The sequence below is a fragment of the Lyngbya sp. CCY1209 genome, from assembly GCF_055795065.1.
In genome coordinates, this window is the sequence record NZ_JAYFER010000379.1 from 24,204 (window position 1) to 39,723 (window position 15,520).

14 protein-coding genes are annotated in these 15,520 nt (G+C 56.8%); 3 read left to right on the top strand and 11 right to left on the bottom strand.

What is annotated here, in order from left to right; translation table 11 throughout:
- Nucleotides 1–38: 38 nt before the first annotated feature.
- Complete coding sequence (gene ileS, locus AC0QHF_RS10935; RefSeq protein WP_324704239.1) at nucleotides 39–2,921, top strand: isoleucine--tRNA ligase; 2,883 nt, start codon at nucleotides 39–41, stop codon at nucleotides 2,919–2,921.
- A gap of 2 nt (nucleotides 2,922–2,923) precedes the next feature.
- Here ileS and AC0QHF_RS10940 read toward each other — a convergent pair whose 3' ends face one another.
- The 6 genes from AC0QHF_RS10940 to AC0QHF_RS10965 all read right to left on the bottom strand — a co-directional run bounded on the left by AC0QHF_RS10940 (nucleotide 2,924) and on the right by AC0QHF_RS10965 (nucleotide 9,114).
- On the bottom strand, nucleotides 2,924–3,751 hold the full coding sequence (locus AC0QHF_RS10940) for a DUF3598 family protein (protein WP_324704240.1): 828 nt from the start codon (nucleotides 3,749–3,751) through the stop codon (nucleotides 2,924–2,926).
- A gap of 53 nt (nucleotides 3,752–3,804) precedes the next feature.
- On the bottom strand, nucleotides 3,805–5,616 hold the full coding sequence (gene sppA, locus AC0QHF_RS10945) for a signal peptide peptidase SppA (RefSeq protein ID WP_324704241.1): 1,812 nt from the start codon (nucleotides 5,614–5,616) through the stop codon (nucleotides 3,805–3,807).
- Between the two features lie 76 nt (nucleotides 5,617–5,692).
- Nucleotides 5,693–6,772: a type 2 isopentenyl-diphosphate Delta-isomerase gene (gene fni, locus AC0QHF_RS10950; protein WP_324704242.1), complete on the bottom strand. Its 1,080-nt coding sequence runs from the start codon at nucleotides 6,770–6,772 to the stop codon at nucleotides 5,693–5,695.
- Between the two features lie 177 nt (nucleotides 6,773–6,949).
- A complete protein-coding gene (gene pyrR / locus AC0QHF_RS10955; protein WP_324704243.1) occupies nucleotides 6,950–7,486 on the bottom strand; it encodes a bifunctional pyr operon transcriptional regulator/uracil phosphoribosyltransferase PyrR in 537 nt (178 codons plus the stop codon).
- Between the two features lie 101 nt (nucleotides 7,487–7,587).
- A complete protein-coding gene (cbiB, locus tag AC0QHF_RS10960) occupies nucleotides 7,588–8,580 on the bottom strand; it encodes an adenosylcobinamide-phosphate synthase CbiB (protein WP_324704244.1) in 993 nt (330 codons plus the stop codon).
- 90 nt (nucleotides 8,581–8,670) lie between these two features.
- On the bottom strand, nucleotides 8,671–9,114 hold the full coding sequence (locus AC0QHF_RS10965) for an Rrf2 family transcriptional regulator (RefSeq protein WP_324704265.1): 444 nt from the start codon (nucleotides 9,112–9,114) through the stop codon (nucleotides 8,671–8,673).
- A 427-nt stretch (nucleotides 9,115–9,541) separates the two neighbouring features.
- Here AC0QHF_RS10965 and AC0QHF_RS10970 point away from each other — a divergent pair, with 427 nt between their 5' ends.
- Entirely contained in the window at nucleotides 9,542–9,934 is a 393-nt protein-coding gene (locus AC0QHF_RS10970) for an AbrB family transcriptional regulator (RefSeq protein WP_324704266.1), read from the top strand.
- Between the two features lie 140 nt (nucleotides 9,935–10,074).
- Here AC0QHF_RS10970 and AC0QHF_RS10975 read toward each other — a convergent pair whose 3' ends face one another.
- From AC0QHF_RS10975 to AC0QHF_RS10990, 4 genes are all read right to left on the bottom strand, one after another.
- Nucleotides 10,075–10,986, bottom strand: coding sequence for an AAA family ATPase (locus AC0QHF_RS10975; RefSeq protein WP_324704245.1), 912 nt, complete (start codon nucleotides 10,984–10,986; stop codon nucleotides 10,075–10,077).
- 71 nt (nucleotides 10,987–11,057) lie between these two features.
- Nucleotides 11,058–12,107 (bottom strand): bifunctional riboflavin kinase/FAD synthetase, encoded by a 1,050-nt coding sequence (locus AC0QHF_RS10980; RefSeq protein WP_324704246.1) that lies wholly within the window; start codon nucleotides 12,105–12,107, stop codon nucleotides 11,058–11,060.
- Between the two features lie 217 nt (nucleotides 12,108–12,324).
- Nucleotides 12,325–13,233, bottom strand: coding sequence for an MBL fold metallo-hydrolase (locus tag AC0QHF_RS10985; protein ID WP_324704247.1), 909 nt, complete (start codon nucleotides 13,231–13,233; stop codon nucleotides 12,325–12,327).
- Nucleotides 13,234–13,262: 29 nt separating this feature from the next.
- Nucleotides 13,263–13,472 carry a hypothetical protein gene (locus AC0QHF_RS10990; protein WP_324704248.1) on the bottom strand — a complete coding sequence of 70 codons (210 nt, stop codon included), beginning with the start codon at nucleotides 13,470–13,472 and terminating at the stop codon, nucleotides 13,263–13,265.
- Nucleotides 13,473–13,633: 161 nt separating this feature from the next.
- Between AC0QHF_RS10990 and AC0QHF_RS10995 the strand changes: the two genes are divergently transcribed.
- Entirely contained in the window at nucleotides 13,634–14,482 is an 849-nt protein-coding gene (locus tag AC0QHF_RS10995) for a hypothetical protein (protein ID WP_324704249.1), read from the top strand.
- A 434-nt stretch (nucleotides 14,483–14,916) separates the two neighbouring features.
- Here the strand turns inward: AC0QHF_RS10995 and AC0QHF_RS11000 are convergent, their stop codons facing one another.
- The gene (locus AC0QHF_RS11000; protein WP_324704250.1) at nucleotides 14,917–15,504 is read right to left on the bottom strand and encodes a hypothetical protein; all 588 of its coding nucleotides are present in this window, start codon (nucleotides 15,502–15,504) and stop codon (nucleotides 14,917–14,919) included.
- Between the last annotated feature and the right edge of the window lie 16 nt (nucleotides 15,505–15,520).

Below are 15,520 nucleotides of genomic sequence, written 5' to 3' on the forward strand. Positions count from 1 at the left end.
TCACAACGCCCACCTTAGAGAATCATTCAGTACCTACCGTGACCGAACAAAAATCCTACAAAGACACGGTCAACCTACCCAAGACCAAGTTTGACATGAGGGCCAACGCCGTCAAACGGGAACCCCAACTGCAACAATTCTGGGCCGAAAACCGAATTTACGAACGCCTGTCCGAAAGCAATCCCGGCGATCGCTTCATCCTGCACGACGGCCCCCCCTACGCCAACGGCGCCCTGCACATCGGCCACGCCCTGAACAAGATTCTCAAGGACATTATCAACCGCTACCAAATGCTTCGGGGGCGGAAAGTTCGCTACGTCCCCGGCTGGGACTGCCACGGACTCCCCATCGAACTGAAAGTCCTGCAAAACATGAAGCAGAAGGAGCGGGAACAACTCACCCCCCTCACCCTGCGCCAGAAGGCGCGGGACTTCGCCCTGAAAACCGTCGAAGAGCAAAAGGCCGGATTCCGGCGATATGGCGTTTGGGGGGACTGGGACGACCCCTATCTGACCCTGAAGCCCGAATACGAAGCGGCCCAGATCGGCGTCTTCGGCCAGATGGTCCTCAAAGGTTACATCTACCGGGGCATGAAACCCGTCCACTGGAGCCCGAGTTCCCAAACTGCCCTCGCCGAGGCTGAATTGGAATATCCCGAGGGCCACACCTCCCGCAGCCTCTACGCCGCCTTCCAGGTGACGGGTGCGGCGGAACCGGTGAAGGAAATATTGACCCCCTATCTGCCGGAATTGGGGGTGGCAATCTGGACGACGACACCCTGGACGATTCCCGGAAATTTGGCCGTCGCCCTCAACCCGGAATTGACTTACGCCGTGGTGGAAACCGGCGAGGGCGAAACTCCCGTCCACTTCAAATATTTGATCGTGGCGGCGGAATTGGTGGAACGCCTCTCAGCCACCTTCGGGCGCGATTTGACCGTGAAAACCACGGTGAAAGGGGAACACCTGGAAAATTGCACCTACAAGCATCCGCTGTTCGATCGCGAAAGTCCGGTTGTCATCGGCGGGGATTACGTCACCACCGAATCCGGGACGGGTTTGGTGCACACCGCACCGGGACACGGCCAGGAAGACTACATCGTGGGGCGGCGCTACGGTTTGCCGATTTTGTCCCCCGTGGACGGCAACGGCAACTTCACCGAGGAGGCGGGACAGTTCGCCGGGTTGAACGTGCTCAAAGAGGGCAACGGGGCGGTGATCGAGGCGTTGCAGGCGATCGGTTCTTTAATTAAAGAGGAGCCCTACCAGCACAAATATCCCTACGATTGGCGGACGAAAAAGCCGACGATTTTCCGGGCGACGGAACAATGGTTCGCCTCGGTGGAAGGGTTCCGGGAGGAGGCTTTAAAAGCGATTAAAGATGTGCGTTGGATTCCCGCCCAGGGGGAAAACCGGATCACGCCGATGGTGGGCGATCGCTCCGATTGGTGCATCTCCCGACAGCGCAGTTGGGGGGTTCCCATCCCAGTTTTTTATGATGAAGAAACTGGGGAAGCTTTGCTCACGGAAGAAACCATCGCCCACGTTCAAAACATTATCGGCGATCGCGGATCGGATGCCTGGTGGGAACTGTCCGTCGAGGAATTACTGCCCGAATCCTACCGCAATAATGGCAAAACCTACCGCAAGGGCACGGACACGATGGATGTCTGGTTTGACTCCGGTTCTTCCTGGGCGGCGGTGGCCCAACGGCGGGAAGAATTGGGCTATCCGGTGGAGATGTATTTGGAGGGGTCGGACCAACACCGGGGCTGGTTCCAATCCAGCTTATTAACGAGTGTCGCCAATAACGGATTTGCCCCCTACAAAACCGTTTTGACCCACGGATTTGTCTTGGATGAAAAGGGACAAAAAATGAGCAAATCTTTGGGCAATGTGGTCGATCCGGCGATCGTGATTGAGGGGGGTAAAAATCAGCAGCAGGAACCGCCCTACGGCGCGGATATTTTGCGGCTGTGGGTGTCTTCCGTGGACTATTCCGCCGACGTTCCGCTGGGTAAAAATATCCTCAAACAGATGTCGGATGTGTACCGGAAGATCCGGAATACGGCGCGATTTTTATTAGGAAATCTGCACGATTTTGACCCCAAAAAAGATGCGATCGAGTATGACAAACTGCCGGATTTAGACAAATATATGTTGCACCGGATTACCGAAGTGTTTGCCGAGGTGACGGACGCTTTCGAGAAGTTTCAATTTTTCCGGTTTTTCCAAATGGTGCAGAATTTCTGTGTCGTGGATTTGTCTAACTTTTATCTGGATATCGCCAAGGATCGCCTCTATATCAGTGCGGCGGATTCATTCCGGCGGCGCAGTTGTCAGACGGTGTTGGCGATCGCGCTGGAGAATTTGGCGAAGGCGATCGCGCCGGTTTTGTGCCACATGGCCGAGGATATCTGGCAAAATCTGCCCTATTCCACGTCTTATTTATCCGTGTTCGAGTCCGGCTGGGTGACGCTGGACGACACCTGGAAACAGCCCGATTTGGCGACAGTTTGGGTAAAGCTGCGGGAGATCCGCGGCGAGGTTAACCAGGTGATGGAACAGGCGCGGAAGGATAAGGCGATTGGGTCTTCTTTGGATGCGAAGGTGTTGCTTTATGTGGAAGATGAGGGACTGCGGCAACAGTTGGAAGGGATGAATCCGGCATTCGGAGAAAATAACGGCGTTGACGAATTACGCTATCTGTTCATTTCCTCCCAGGTGGAATTGTTGGAGAGTACCGAACCCCTGAAAGGTTTGGAGTACAAAATGGAGTCCGAACCCCTCGGGGTGGGGGTGGTGAAAGCGGACGGGGAAAAGTGCGATCGCTGTTGGAATTACTCCGTCCATGTGGGCGAGTCCTCCGAAGATCCGACCATTTGCGAACGCTGTGTTTCGGCTTTGGGCGGTGAATTTTAAACTCATTTTTGACCGACTTTTCGTTCCCGCACCCACGTCAAACTCAGCCATTCCCCCGTCTCACTGTAACGCCGGATCAGGCGATCGCGCCGATTGTCTTCCACCAGCCAACCCGCCTCCAAAAAGAACGGGTTTCCCCTCGGTGCCCGTTCCGGAAATGTCGCCGACGCCCCGTCCGGCAACATCGACACCCGCACGGGTGGGGAACCGTCATCAAAATAGAGGTTGGAGTCCTCAATTCGCGCCGTCGAGCACACCCGAACCGTGCCAAATTCCAACGTTTGTACCAGCCGTCCCCCCCCGTCCAACCGCAACTCCAACCGGGTGGGGACGATATCCGGAGACAGCCAACTCGGAGAAATCGTCACCGCCTCCCCTTCCCAAGTCCCCAGCAACGCCTCCAGCGTCAGGGGGGGACGTTCCGGGGCATCCGTGCCCGCCCTTTTTTCCCGGATTAGGGTGAAGCGATCGGGATCTCCTTCCGGGGTGAAGATCTCCACCAGACGCAGGCGACGATTGTCCGCCACAAACCCGAACTCCGCACCGAACGCGGACAGGGGACTGCGTTGAATCGTGCCCTGGGAAAACGCGCCGCCATCAAAAAATAAAATATCCTTTCCCAGCGATCGATACTCCCGCACCACCTCATCGGCGGGGGAGTCGGGGGGAAACCGCCGCAGGGTGAGGCGGACGGCTTTGTCATCCTCCAACCCTTCCAACAACAGCCGACTGGGGGTATCCTTCAAAATCTCCCCCGCCGGAGAAACTTGAGTAAACGAACCCTCCCAGTCTCCCAAATTCGTCAGAAAATTTTCCCACTGCGATCGCATCTCAAATCTCCCGCCCTTCTAAAATTCTGCATTCGGAATTTCGTCAGGTTCCCTCAGTCAATTCGCAAATTGAACGGCAACCGAGTATAAACCCCCCGGGGATCGTTGAGATTTCGGAGAACCGCCAGTTCTTGGTAAAGTTGCATCAGTTCGGCGGTGAGGGGATCGGTTTGTCCGACTTCTCCGATGACGAGACTTTCCAAAAGCCGTTCCTCGAAACTGCGGGTTTTCGGATATTCTTCGATTTTCCAATCGTCTCCGAGTTCCGCTTTTTCGGCGACGGCGACGATCGCATCTTCCAAACCGCCGATCTCGTCCACCAACCCCAACTCCTGAGCCTGCATCCCCGACCAGATGCGGCCCTGGGCAATTTCCTCGACCTGGGTTTCCGGCAATTTTCGGAACTCCGCCACCCCGGCGATAAAGCGATCGTAAATCAGATCCACGATCGCCTGAATCCGTTCGAGTTCTTCGGGGGTTTTCGGGCGGCTGGAGGAATCGAGATCGGCGAAAGGTCCCGTTTTTACCCCGTCCCAGGTAATGCCATTTTCGTTGGCAATTTCTTGGAGATTAAATAAGAGTCCGAACACCCCGATCGAGCCGGTGATCGTGTTGGGTTCGGCAAAAATGCGATCGCCGGCCATCGAAATCCAATAGCCCCCCGATGCGGCGTAATTGCCCATCGAAACCATGATCGGTTTTTCCTCCCGCATCAACTCCACCTCCCGCCCGATCACCTCGGAGGCCGTGGCGCTGCCCCCCGGACTGTTCACCCGCAGGACGACACCTTTCACGTCTTCATCTCGGCGCAATTTCTGCAACTCCGACGCCAGACGATCGCCCCCAATTTGACTGCTCAAACCCCGGCCGTCAACGATTTCCCCGTCGGCGTAAACCACCGCAATGGTGTTGCGGCTGGTGACATCCCCCGCCGCCATTTTCACCACCTCCGGCGTTTTGGCGTAGGCCGCGACTCCGATTTGCTCGAAGGGTTGTTTTTCTTTCTCCTTTTCTCCCGTCAGTTCGCGGAAGTCGGCCGCGACTTCATCCGTGTAGGCGATGCGATCGACGAGTTGGCGATCGACGGCATCTTCGGCTACCAAAATCCCGTTCTGCTCGACAATTTCCCGAACCTGCGGGGCGCTCAAACTGCGACTTTCCTGGATGGGGAGCACGAATTCCCCCCACAGGTCGGCCAGCAATTGCCGGGTTTGTTCGCGATTTTCCGGACTCATTTCTTGCCGTAAAAACGGCTCGACGGCGGATTTATATTCGCCGACCCGCGTCACCTGCACCCCGACGCCAAATTTTTCCATCGCCCCGGCCAAAAACATCGTTTCCGAACTGAGTCCGTTCATTTCCACCGTTCCCATCGGGTGGATGACGACGGTATCGGCGACCGAAGCGAGATAATATTCCCGTTCCGTCCAGTCGGTATCGTAGGCGATGATGGTTTTGCCCGCTTCCCGGAACCGTTCCAAAGCTTGGCGGACTTCTTTCAAGTTGGCAAATCCCGTGGGGGTGGTGCCACTGGCCCCCCGCAGGTACAGGGCGACAATTTGATCGTCCTGGCTGGCGCGCGCGAGGGTTTCCAACAACAACCGCAACTGCATCGAACCCGTCGGGTCTTCGGCCAGAGTCTTTTGCAACACTTCCGGCGCCGTGGATTCGGGAGAGGTGTCGCTGATGCCGAGGGAGAGGTCGAAAACCAGCACGGATTTGTCCGTCAGACCGGTTTCCGCCTTCTTGGAGGTGCTCGCCACGATCAAAAAAGCCAGTCCCCCGATGCCGAATATCGTCAGGAGAATCAGTCCCAGGAGATTTCCGACCAGACTGGCTAGGGTGTATTTCAGAAAGTCTTTCATGGGGAGAGGTGCGGTGTAGGAGTGGGAGCGAATCTGAGAACCGTGAGCGTCAACTGATTCTTTAGATCTATTTTATCTATTTTAATTCTTCCAAGGCCCGCGATCGCTTCAGGGCTTCCGGAGTCGCATTCCCCGTACAAAATAGCGCGGTGGAGAGTTCCGCCACCAACATTTCCAACAGGCTATCGACGGCGGCCTCCGATTCGGCCGCGGCCTGCAAAAACGGCCAGGCCAACCCCGCCAAGTCCGCCCCCAGGGCGATCGCTTTGGCGACGTCCAACCCGTTGCGGAGTCCCCCGGAGGCGATCAGGGGGATCTCGGGTGCGATCGCCCGCACTTGTTTCAGACAGGTCGCCGTCGGCAAACCCCAGTCGGCGAAGGTGGTCCCCAATCGCCGCCCTCGGGGATCTTTCGCCCGTTCCCCCTCGATCCGCGCCCAGGACGTGCCGCCCGCCCCCGCCACGTCGATCGCCGACACCCCCGCCGCGATCAGTTTTTCCGCCATCTGCCCGGAAATGCCGTTGCCCACTTCCTTGGCGATCACCGGGACAGGGAGTTCATAGCACAAGTCGTTGATTTTGTCAAGCAATCCGCGAAAATTCGTGTCGCCCTCGGTCTGGATGCACTCCTGCAGCGAGTTCAAGTGCAAAATCAGGGCGTCGGCCTCCAGGAGATCCACCACCCGCCGACACTGTTCCAAACCGTAGCTGTAGTTGAGTTGCACCGCCCCCAAATTGGCGAACAACAGGATATCCGGGGCCAGCGATCGCACCGCGAAGGTGGGGGCGACCTCCGGCCTTTCCACCGCCACCCGCTGGGAACCGACTCCCATCGCGATTTTGTGTCGCTCGGCGACTTTGGCGAGGCGGGTGTTGATCAGCTTCGCCTGTTCGGTGCCCCCGGTCATCGAGGAAATCAGCAGCGGCGCCCCGAGGGATTTTCCCAGAAATTCCGTCGAGATGTCCACATCACTGAGATTGATTTCCGGGAGACAGGAGTGGATGAACCGGTAGCGATCGAATCCCGCCGTCTGCCGGCGAAACTGCACGTCCTCCTCCAAACAAATTCGCAGGTGGTCTGCCTTGCGGCTTTGGGTCTGGCCGGAGGAGTCAACGGAATCAGACGGCCGGTTGGTCGGTGTGGGTGGTCGAGACATTGCTGGCAAAACGCAAACTGCACGTTATTCAGTATCCCTCAATCTGGATGTCCGTTCCTGAAATCGAAATATTTCTTACCTCGCCGAGAAACCGGCGATAACTAGAAACCGGGTTTCTACTCAGATCTCGGTGGGAAACCCAAACGCCTTCTAGAAACCCGGTTTCTTTCTCCGAATTTACAACGGCGCGATCAACTCCACGCGATCGCACCCGTCCTCCTCTTCCAGATACACCCGCACCTGTTCCTCCCGGGAGGTGGGGAGCTCCTTGCCGATAAAATCCGCCTGGATGGGGAGTTGGCGGTGGCCGCGATCGACCAAAACCGCCAGTTGGATGGCTTCCGGGCGCCCGTACTCGATCACCGCATTCAGCGCCGCCCGGATGGTGCGTCCGCTGTAAATGACATCATCGACCAAAACCACGGTTTTGCCCGTCAGGTCGAAGGGAATCCGGGTCTGGGCCGGCGTCCGCATCCCCACCTTATCCAAATCGTCCCGGTAGAAGGTGATGTCGAGGGCGCCGATGGGGACTTCCAACTGTTCCAGGAGGGCGATCTGGTTGGCCAGCCGTTGCGAGAGGGGGACGCCGCGGGTGTAGATTCCCAATAAAACCAGATCGGACAAATCTCCGGCCCGTTCCACAATTTGGGAGGCCAGACGGTTCACCGTCCGACGCAGTTCTTCGGGGGAGAGGATTTCGACAAGTTTCGTCATGGTTCAAAACGGGCAGATTCCGACGGGGGGTCAAATGGAAGGCGAATTCAATTGCATTTTAGAATCAAAACGGATATCAATCGCTCCGATGCGGTAGAATTTTACCCCCGCAGCATCCAACCGATACCGATCGCCAATCCCAACCATAAGAAAATGCAAAAACGGGTCATCTGCAAGGCCGCGTCGATGGTATCCGATGTAATCGGATGAATCGGATCTCCCAATTTGGGTTTTTCTTTGATTTGTCCCCGATATCGATTGATTCCCCCCAACTGCACGCCGAGGGCGGCGGCGTAGGCACATTCGCTCCAACCGGCGTTGGGACTCGGGTCGTGAATGGCATCCCGCCGACAAATTTTTAAAACCCGTTTGGGTTGTTTGGATAACAGAGCGATGGTGAGGACGGTCAGACGGCAGGGAAGCCAAGTTAGAAAATCTTCAAATTTCGCACTAAACCACCCGATATCGGTGTAAGGAGCCTCTCGATAACCGATGGTTGAATCGAGGGTACTCGCCGCTTTGTAGGCGATCGCCAGGGGGACACTTCCGATTCCCGGTATCGCCAAGCCGAGGATGGCATAAAACAGCGGGGCCGTCACCCCATCCGTGGCATTTTCTGTTATCGTTTCTAAGATAGCCCGCCAAATTTCCGACTCGGATAACTGTTCGGTATCTCGACCCACATACTGACTCAATCGCCCTCGGGCCGTCGGCAAATCGCCGCCTTCGAGGGGGTCGAGTACGTCCTTTGCAGCCCGTCTCAAACTCCGGGCGGCAAAACAACTGGCTAGGAGAATACTTTGTACTGCAATGTCCAAAATTGGATGGAGGGGAAATGATCCGGGAAGAACCGCGATCGCCCGGACGATCGACCAACTGGTAAATCCGCTACCAATCACGACCCCGAAACCGAGTAAAATACCGGCCAGCTTCTGAGAGAAAGGGGCTCTCAAGTATCGGAAGACCGGCCGGGTCAATTGGGCGATCGCCCACCCCATCACCTGCACCGGATGTATCCAATTCCACGGGTCGCCGATCAGGTAATCTAAAAAAGCCGCGATCGCCAAAACGGCCATTGAATTGATGTCGCTCATCTGTGCGGGTCAACTGTGGAATGAATGTTCAAATTTACCGCCCCGGTCAACCGCCGGCGGTCGGCGAAGTGGAGTTCGGAAAAGGGCAGGTCAGACGACAAAACCGGTTTCCTCTCCTCGGGTTGCCTGCCAGCTTCGGGCATCATAATATAGATCCTCGAGGGAAATACTGTAGAGGGCCTCTTTGAGTTTCTGGTGCAGGCGATTCCAGATCGTAAATGTCACCCAGTCTTCCGCTTGTTCTGCATCCGGGATATGATTGGATAGCGGTTCGATCGTTTCTCCGACCGCTTCGAGAATTTGTCCGAGGGAAATTTGGGCGGGCGGACGCGCCAATTGATACCCCCCCCGGGCGCCCCGCACGGAACGAACCAAGCCGGCCCGCCGCATTTCAATTAACAGCTTTTCCAGATAGGGCGCCGGCAGGTTTTGTCGGCGGGAAATTTCCCGGACGGAAACCGGCCCGATTTCCCGATCGAGGGCGAGATCCAGGAGCGCCTTGACGCTGTAGTGTCCGCGAGTCGTTAATTTCATCCAGGTGTTTAGATCCGATCGCGATCGCAATTCGACGGTGGGTTGTGGCAACCTCCACTCCCGCACCTCCCCGCAGGTTGTCCGGTCTAAAGTGATGGATACTCTACCTTTAGATACTTGCCATGACGCCCCGGGCGATCGCACAACTGACGCACCTACCAGTTTAGGACATTTCGGGATAACTCTCATCCTCTCGTCCCGAACCGGGGGGGGAATCCATCTCCCAACAGACAGATGGAGAATCTTTAGAAGACTTGCTATCAAATGATTACTCCCCCCAAAAATGTCCCCCATCGGATGAACAAATTGACCGATTCGTGTAATATAGTTAATAGGTACCAATTCCGACAAAGTATCCCGGCAGCCACCGGCATGACCGGGACAAACCGATGACATTACCATGTCGAATTTTGAAGGGAAACAGTTAATGGCTAAGAAGAAAAATTCCGACGCTCAACCTCAACCGCTCACGGGTCAAGCGCTGCTTGAGAAAGTTCGGGATCTCGAACACATGAGCAAGGAAGAGAAAGCGAGAGAATGTGGCTACTACACCCTGACACGGGGTGGAGTCGAGCGCGTCAACATGATGAAATTCCTCAACGCACTGATCGATGCGGAGGGCATTGAACTCGACGGCAAGCAGCAAGGAAACGGCCGTGGCGGACGCTCCGCGAGCTACCGAATTAGCGTCCAATCGAACGGCAACTTGCTGATCGGTTCGGCCTATACCAAGCAAATGGATCTCGAACCGGGCGACGAGTTCGAGATTTCCTTGGGACGCAAACACATTCACCTGAAACAGGTGGGTTCTGACGCATAATTGCCGATCGCAGCGATCACACACCTATCGTGAGCATCTTCAACCTCAAAATTACCCCTCAATCTCCTTTCCGGTTGAGGGGTTAAAACCCGTGCGATCGCGACGCTTTTTTCGGCGTTATCGGGCTAAAATTGCCCGGATCAAGACGGGATAGGCACCGATCGCAGCAACTGTTCCATGATCGTCTTCGACCGCCGTCCTCCGGCGGGAATCAGGCGATGGGAGAGGACGTGGGGCGCCAAAAACTTGATGTCGTCCGGGACCCCATAATCCCGCCCCGACAGGAATGCCAGGGCTTGGGTCGCCCGGTGGAGCGCGATCGCCCCCCGGGGGCTGACGCCGAGCATGATCTCCTCGTGTTCGCGGGTCGTCCGCACCAGGTTGAGGATGTACTGCTGCAGGGACGGCTCCAACTTCACCCGGGAACATTCGAGTTGCAGCTCCAAAACCTCCGCCAAACTCAAACAGGGCTGGAGTTCTTCCACCGTCACCCCCGTCGTCACCTGCTGCAACATCTGCAACTCTTCCGCTTCGCTGGGATATCCCAGCGTCAGGGACAGCATGAACCGGTCCATCTGGGCTTCCGGGAGGGGGAACGTCCCCTGATACTCGATGGGGTTTTGGGTGGCGATCGCGAAAAATGGCCGGGGAACCGGACGGGAGACGCGATCGACCGTCACCTGTCGCTCCTCCATCACCTCCAACAAAGCCGACTGGGTGCGGGGCGTAGCCCGGTTGATCTCGTCGGTCAACAGGATATTCGCGAACACCGGACCGGGCAGAAATTCAAACTCCCCCGTGCTGGGATTCCAGATATTGGTTCCGGTGATATCCGTCGGCAACAAATCCGGCGTACACTGAATCCGCTGAAACGAACCGTCGATCGACCGCGCCAGGGATTTCGCCAGCAGCGTTTTGCCCACCCCCGGCACGTCTTCCAGGAGGGCGTGACCCCCCGCCAGCAGCGCCACCAAGGTCAGGCGGATGGACTCTTGCTTGCCGACAATCGTCCGACTCAAATTTTGCTTCAAGCGCTCGATGCGTTCTCTCATGTCACAAGGGTGTGGGAAGAATTGATAATTGATAATTGATAATTGATAATTGATAATTGATAATTGTCAATTCATTTCTCTTCCGGGACTTTCGCCTCCCCCAACACCGATCGCGCCTCGATACAATCCGCTTCAATTTGCGCTTTCAGGGCATCGAGGGATGCAAATTTCCGTTCGGGCCGCAAAAATGCTTCCAAACTCACCGTCAGGGTGCGGCCGTACAAATCCCCGCCCCAGTCCAACAGGTGAACCTCGACGGTGGGATGCGGTGCCCCGGCGACGGTGGGGCGAGAGCCGACGTTCATCACCCCAATTTTGGGGGACGGCGCGTCCCCCACCGATCCGCTGACTCCGGCGACACGCACCGCATAAACCCCGTACCGGGGCAAAAACTTGTCGGCCGGAAGTTGTAGGTTCGCCGTCGGGAAGCCCAGGGTCCGTCCCAACTGTTGGCCCCGCATCACCTGGCCGGCGAGGAGGTAGGGACGCCCCAGCAAATGGGCGGCCCGCTGCGGATCGCCCCGTTCCAGGGCTGTTCGGATCATGGAACTGCTGATCCGCTCCCCATTTTCGCAGGGATGTCGGGAGACGATATGGACTTCTAAACCATATCGGGGCGCGATCGCTTTCAAATCCTCCGTGCTGCCGGTCCGGCCGCGGCCGAAGCGAAAGTCGAAACCGACGCTGACCCGGCCGGCCCGCAGCCGGCGCACCAAAATTTCTTCCACGAACTCGGTCGGGGTCAGACTCGCCAACTGTCGGTCGAAGGGCAACAGCACCAACTGATCGACCCCGAAAGCCCGGAGTACCTCGACCTTCTCATCCAGCGGCGTCAGCAGTTTTTTGGGTTGGCCGGTAAAAAATTCTTGCGGATGGGGGTTGAAGGTGACGACGGTCGAATAGATGTGTTGGGCGATCGGAAGCAGTCCGGGCGGCACCTCGGCGGTCGGGCCGGGGGGTCCCGACGCTTGTCGGGCAGCCCGGGGGGAATCCACCGCAACCCGACGGGGGTTGAGGATGGGTTGGACGACCTGTTGATGTCCCCGATGAAATCCATCGAAGTTCCCCAAGGCAACAGTCGTCGGGGTTAGAACGGTATCTGTCGATGAAGTTATCCACACGCTTTACATTTTGACACAATCTGGGGAAGGAATTTTAGATTTCAGATTTTAGATTTTAGATTCTCCCCGAATCCGGTGTGACCTGGCGTGTGGGAGCGAAGGGAGCGGAGGGAGTCTCTGTCTTCCTATTCCCTATTCCCTATTCCCTATTGCTAGCTTGCCTATTCCCTATTCCCTATTCCCTACACCCTACACCCTACCCCCTACACCCTTCTTCCTAAGCCGAAACCCGCGCATCTTTCGCCGCTCCGTCCGTGGGGGTGAAGCCCGATGGGGGAATCAACTGCAGGGACAACCCCTCCCGGGCGATCAAACTGTTGGGGAAGGCATCGGCGACTTCCTCCCCCATCTCGTCCATAAATTCGTCGTCGTGGAGGGGATCGTGATGGAAAATTACCAATTTTTCGACGTTCGCCGCCCGGGCCACTTTGACGGCCTCCTGCCAGGTGGAATGTCCCCAACCCACTTTGCTGGAGTTGGGGGAGTGGTATTCTTCGTCGGTGTAGGTGGCGTCGTAAATTAACACGTTCGCGTTGCGGGCCAACTTGAGTACGTTCTCGTCGAGGCGATCGGGGAAATGTTCGGTATCCGTGACGTAGGCGGCGGCATATCCTTTCCAATTGACGCGATATCCGACCGCTTCTCCCGGGTGGTTGAGCAGGGCCGTTTCGACCACGATCTCCTCTTCGAGGTGGATGGACTCGCCGATGGTGATGTCGATGAAGTTGAGATTCGCCCCCATCACTTGCAGGGGGACGGGGAAGTTGGGGTGGAGCATCTGATCGTTGAGGCGCTGCTCGATGGTGGAGCCGTTGGGGGCGATCGCACCGTAGATGTCGAAGGCATTCACCGGAACGAAGGCTGGGGTGAAGAAGGGAAACCCCTGGATGTGGTCCCAGTGGGAGTGGGTGAAAAACAGGTGGGCTTTGAGGGGCATTTCCGCCAGCAGCGCCTGTCCGAGAACCCGCAAGCCCGTCCCGCCGTCGAAAATTAACCGCTGCGAGCCGACCCGCATTTCGACGCAGGGCGTGTTCCCGCCATATCGAACCGTTGCCGTTCCCGGACAGGAAATGCTCCCTCGGACGCCCCAGAAGTGAACCGTGAATTGGTGTTTCATGCTCGACATGGTTGGGTTTGCAAGATCAGCTAGGCGGTTTACCAGTTGTACGTTCGTTGAGTCCCCATCAATTCGAGTCGGGGGATTAGATTATCAAACAAAGCTGAGTTCGGCGGGTCAGGAATTTTCATCGATTCCTTGGTCTGCAAGTGACTCATGTCCTGTAGGGTCCGGAGGGTTTCCGTGGCATAGCCGAACGGATGAACGGATGCGTGAATCGTGGCAAAAGGTCGGATCGTCTTTACCATTGCCCATCAAATTTGATGGGGTCTTCCCGACGGAACTTGATAAACTATCGATAATGCTGATTTTACCATTACCGTTCGTCTAACCCCACAGGATTTCAACTCGACGCTCTCCTGAAAATGTAGCATTTTCCAGCTGGTGTCACGGGGGGCGATTCCACAAATTGCAGCCAACTCGAACCATGTACAGCCTCAATTCACCCGCCGATCGCCCGATGCCCTCGTCCCGGGAAGCGATCGCGGAACCCCGCAAAACCCTCGATATCCGACCCGCCGATCACATTCCGGCGCCGATGACCCGACCCCACGTCCTCCGCCTCAAATCCCCCGCCCCGACGGTGAAAAAGCGATCGCTCCGCTACCGCCGCACCCGCACCGGACTGTTGCTCCTGGGGGCTCTCGCCCTGGCGGCTTGGTACGGCTGGAATTCTCGCCTCTTATTTTCCACCTGCGGCGGTGTCGGGGCGGTGGCGCTCATCTACCGACTGCCGCAACTGAATTGGCAATTGTACGGATTGACAATTCGGCAACGATTGGCGCGGGCGAACCCCCGATGGTCGAAAGCGATCGCGGGCGGAGTCGCCACCACCTTATTGTTATACGGGATGGCGTCCGTGTGGGCGACGACGGAAACCCCCTGGATGGGTATCAGTACCATGGTTCAGGATTTCGGCGCGATCGCGATCGTGGGACTTTTGATCGGGCATTTTCTCGAACGTCGCCGGCAACAGTTGGAAACCTCGCGACAGGTTTGGCTGCGGGAGTTGACCGCCGAAGATCCCCTGAAGCGGTTGATTGCCGTGCGGGAACTGACGGCGGACGCCGATCGCAATGCGAGTAGATTTCGGCAACGGTCGCGATCGCATTTGAAGGACTATTTGCGTCTCATGCTCGACCGGGAGTCCGACTCCTGCGTTCGGGCCGCGATCGTCGAAGGTTTGCAACAGTTGGAACCCGAGGCAGCGTCACCAGTTAAAAGTCAACAGTCAAAAGTCAAAAGTATGACCTCTTGATAAGAGAGAAACTTTTTCCTCACTCCCCGTTGCTCACTCCTAAAAAGGGGAGGCTTTTGACGCAATTGGTTTGACGGCAGAGGCGATCGCACGGCGCGATTGATGTCTCAAATCCATTCAATTATGAATAATCGATTATCCCGGCAGCTATCTAAGCGACTGTGGCCGATTTTTCCCGGCTTGGCGATCGCCTTGATATCCAACCCGTTTGATTCCGAGCATTCAACCGGATTGGATTTGAGCTGGTAGGGGCGCCTGGCTTGCGCCCTGGGGGCGGATCGATTCCCAAGCGGTTCGGATATTAAACCCGTTTTGATTCGAGGATTTAACCGGATTTGATCGGACTTGGGATCGTCAGAAATCGAGATGATATGGCGCTGCGATCGGCGTGTCTTTGCACGCCCGACTCCCTTTTTTCTGTTTTCTGACGCCCGTCAAAACTCGACTTGGAAGCGCTCGACGATCAACTGGGCGTCAAAGGTGTAGAACGTGACTTTATATATATTCTCCGATCTGACCCGAAGTTCTCGACTCGGCAACAGGGAAGTCATCGAGTCGCCGGACTTGGAAACCGTCATCTCATCCTGGGCGATGAGAGTCCCATCGCGATCGCAGGCCGATAACATCGTGGTGTGGGGACTCGTCACCCGGGCGACAACCTGGCGGACGGGGTGGCTGAAGGTCACTTCCACGGTCCCGCCTTTGGGGGCCCCCATGAGGACGGTGACGCCGGGTTTGATGCCGAAGCGGGGATTAGACGGTTGCAGTGCGATGGCGTTGACAAATTTGATCCCCCAGTGTCGAAATTGATCCTCGACGGGCTCGAACCCTTCCAACTGTTCCAAAGCCAAGCGAATTCGGGTGGCGGGGGGCGGCGGGAGTAATGTCACGTTGCTGGCATTGGCCTCGGGGTGGGCCAGCAGTTCCGATGTCGCGTCCCGATCTGTCTTTCGGTTCGGGTTATCTGTGTCTCCGAGGCGATCCATCTGAAAGCTACAATCCTCTAGCATAGAAACGTTCATCACCTGAGTTCCTCAA

Excerpts from the sequence above, each read along its gene's own strand:
- AC0QHF_RS10940 (WP_324704240.1), bottom strand. The coding sequence starts at position 3,751 with ATGCGATCGCAGTGGGAAAATTTTCTGACGAATTTGGGAGACTGGGAG.
- sppA (WP_324704241.1), bottom strand. The coding sequence starts at position 5,616 with ATGAAAGACTTTCTGAAATACACCCTAGCCAGTCTGGTCGGAAATCTC.
- fni (WP_324704242.1), bottom strand. The coding sequence starts at position 6,772 with ATGTCTCGACCACCCACACCGACCAACCGGCCGTCTGATTCCGTTGAC.
- pyrR (WP_324704243.1), bottom strand. The coding sequence starts at position 7,486 with ATGACGAAACTTGTCGAAATCCTCTCCCCCGAAGAACTGCGTCGGACG.
- cbiB (WP_324704244.1), bottom strand. The coding sequence starts at position 8,580 with ATGAGCGACATCAATTCAATGGCCGTTTTGGCGATCGCGGCTTTTTTA.
- AC0QHF_RS10965 (WP_324704265.1), bottom strand. The coding sequence starts at position 9,114 with ATGAAATTAACGACTCGCGGACACTACAGCGTCAAGGCGCTCCTGGAT.
- AC0QHF_RS10970 (WP_324704266.1), top strand. The coding sequence starts at position 9,542 with ATGGCTAAGAAGAAAAATTCCGACGCTCAACCTCAACCGCTCACGGGT.
- AC0QHF_RS10975 (WP_324704245.1), bottom strand. The coding sequence starts at position 10,986 with ATGAGAGAACGCATCGAGCGCTTGAAGCAAAATTTGAGTCGGACGATT.
- AC0QHF_RS10985 (WP_324704247.1), bottom strand. The coding sequence starts at position 13,233 with ATGTCGAGCATGAAACACCAATTCACGGTTCACTTCTGGGGCGTCCGA.
- AC0QHF_RS10990 (WP_324704248.1), bottom strand. The coding sequence starts at position 13,472 with ATGGTAAAGACGATCCGACCTTTTGCCACGATTCACGCATCCGTTCAT.
- AC0QHF_RS11000 (WP_324704250.1), bottom strand. The coding sequence starts at position 15,504 with ATGAACGTTTCTATGCTAGAGGATTGTAGCTTTCAGATGGATCGCCTC.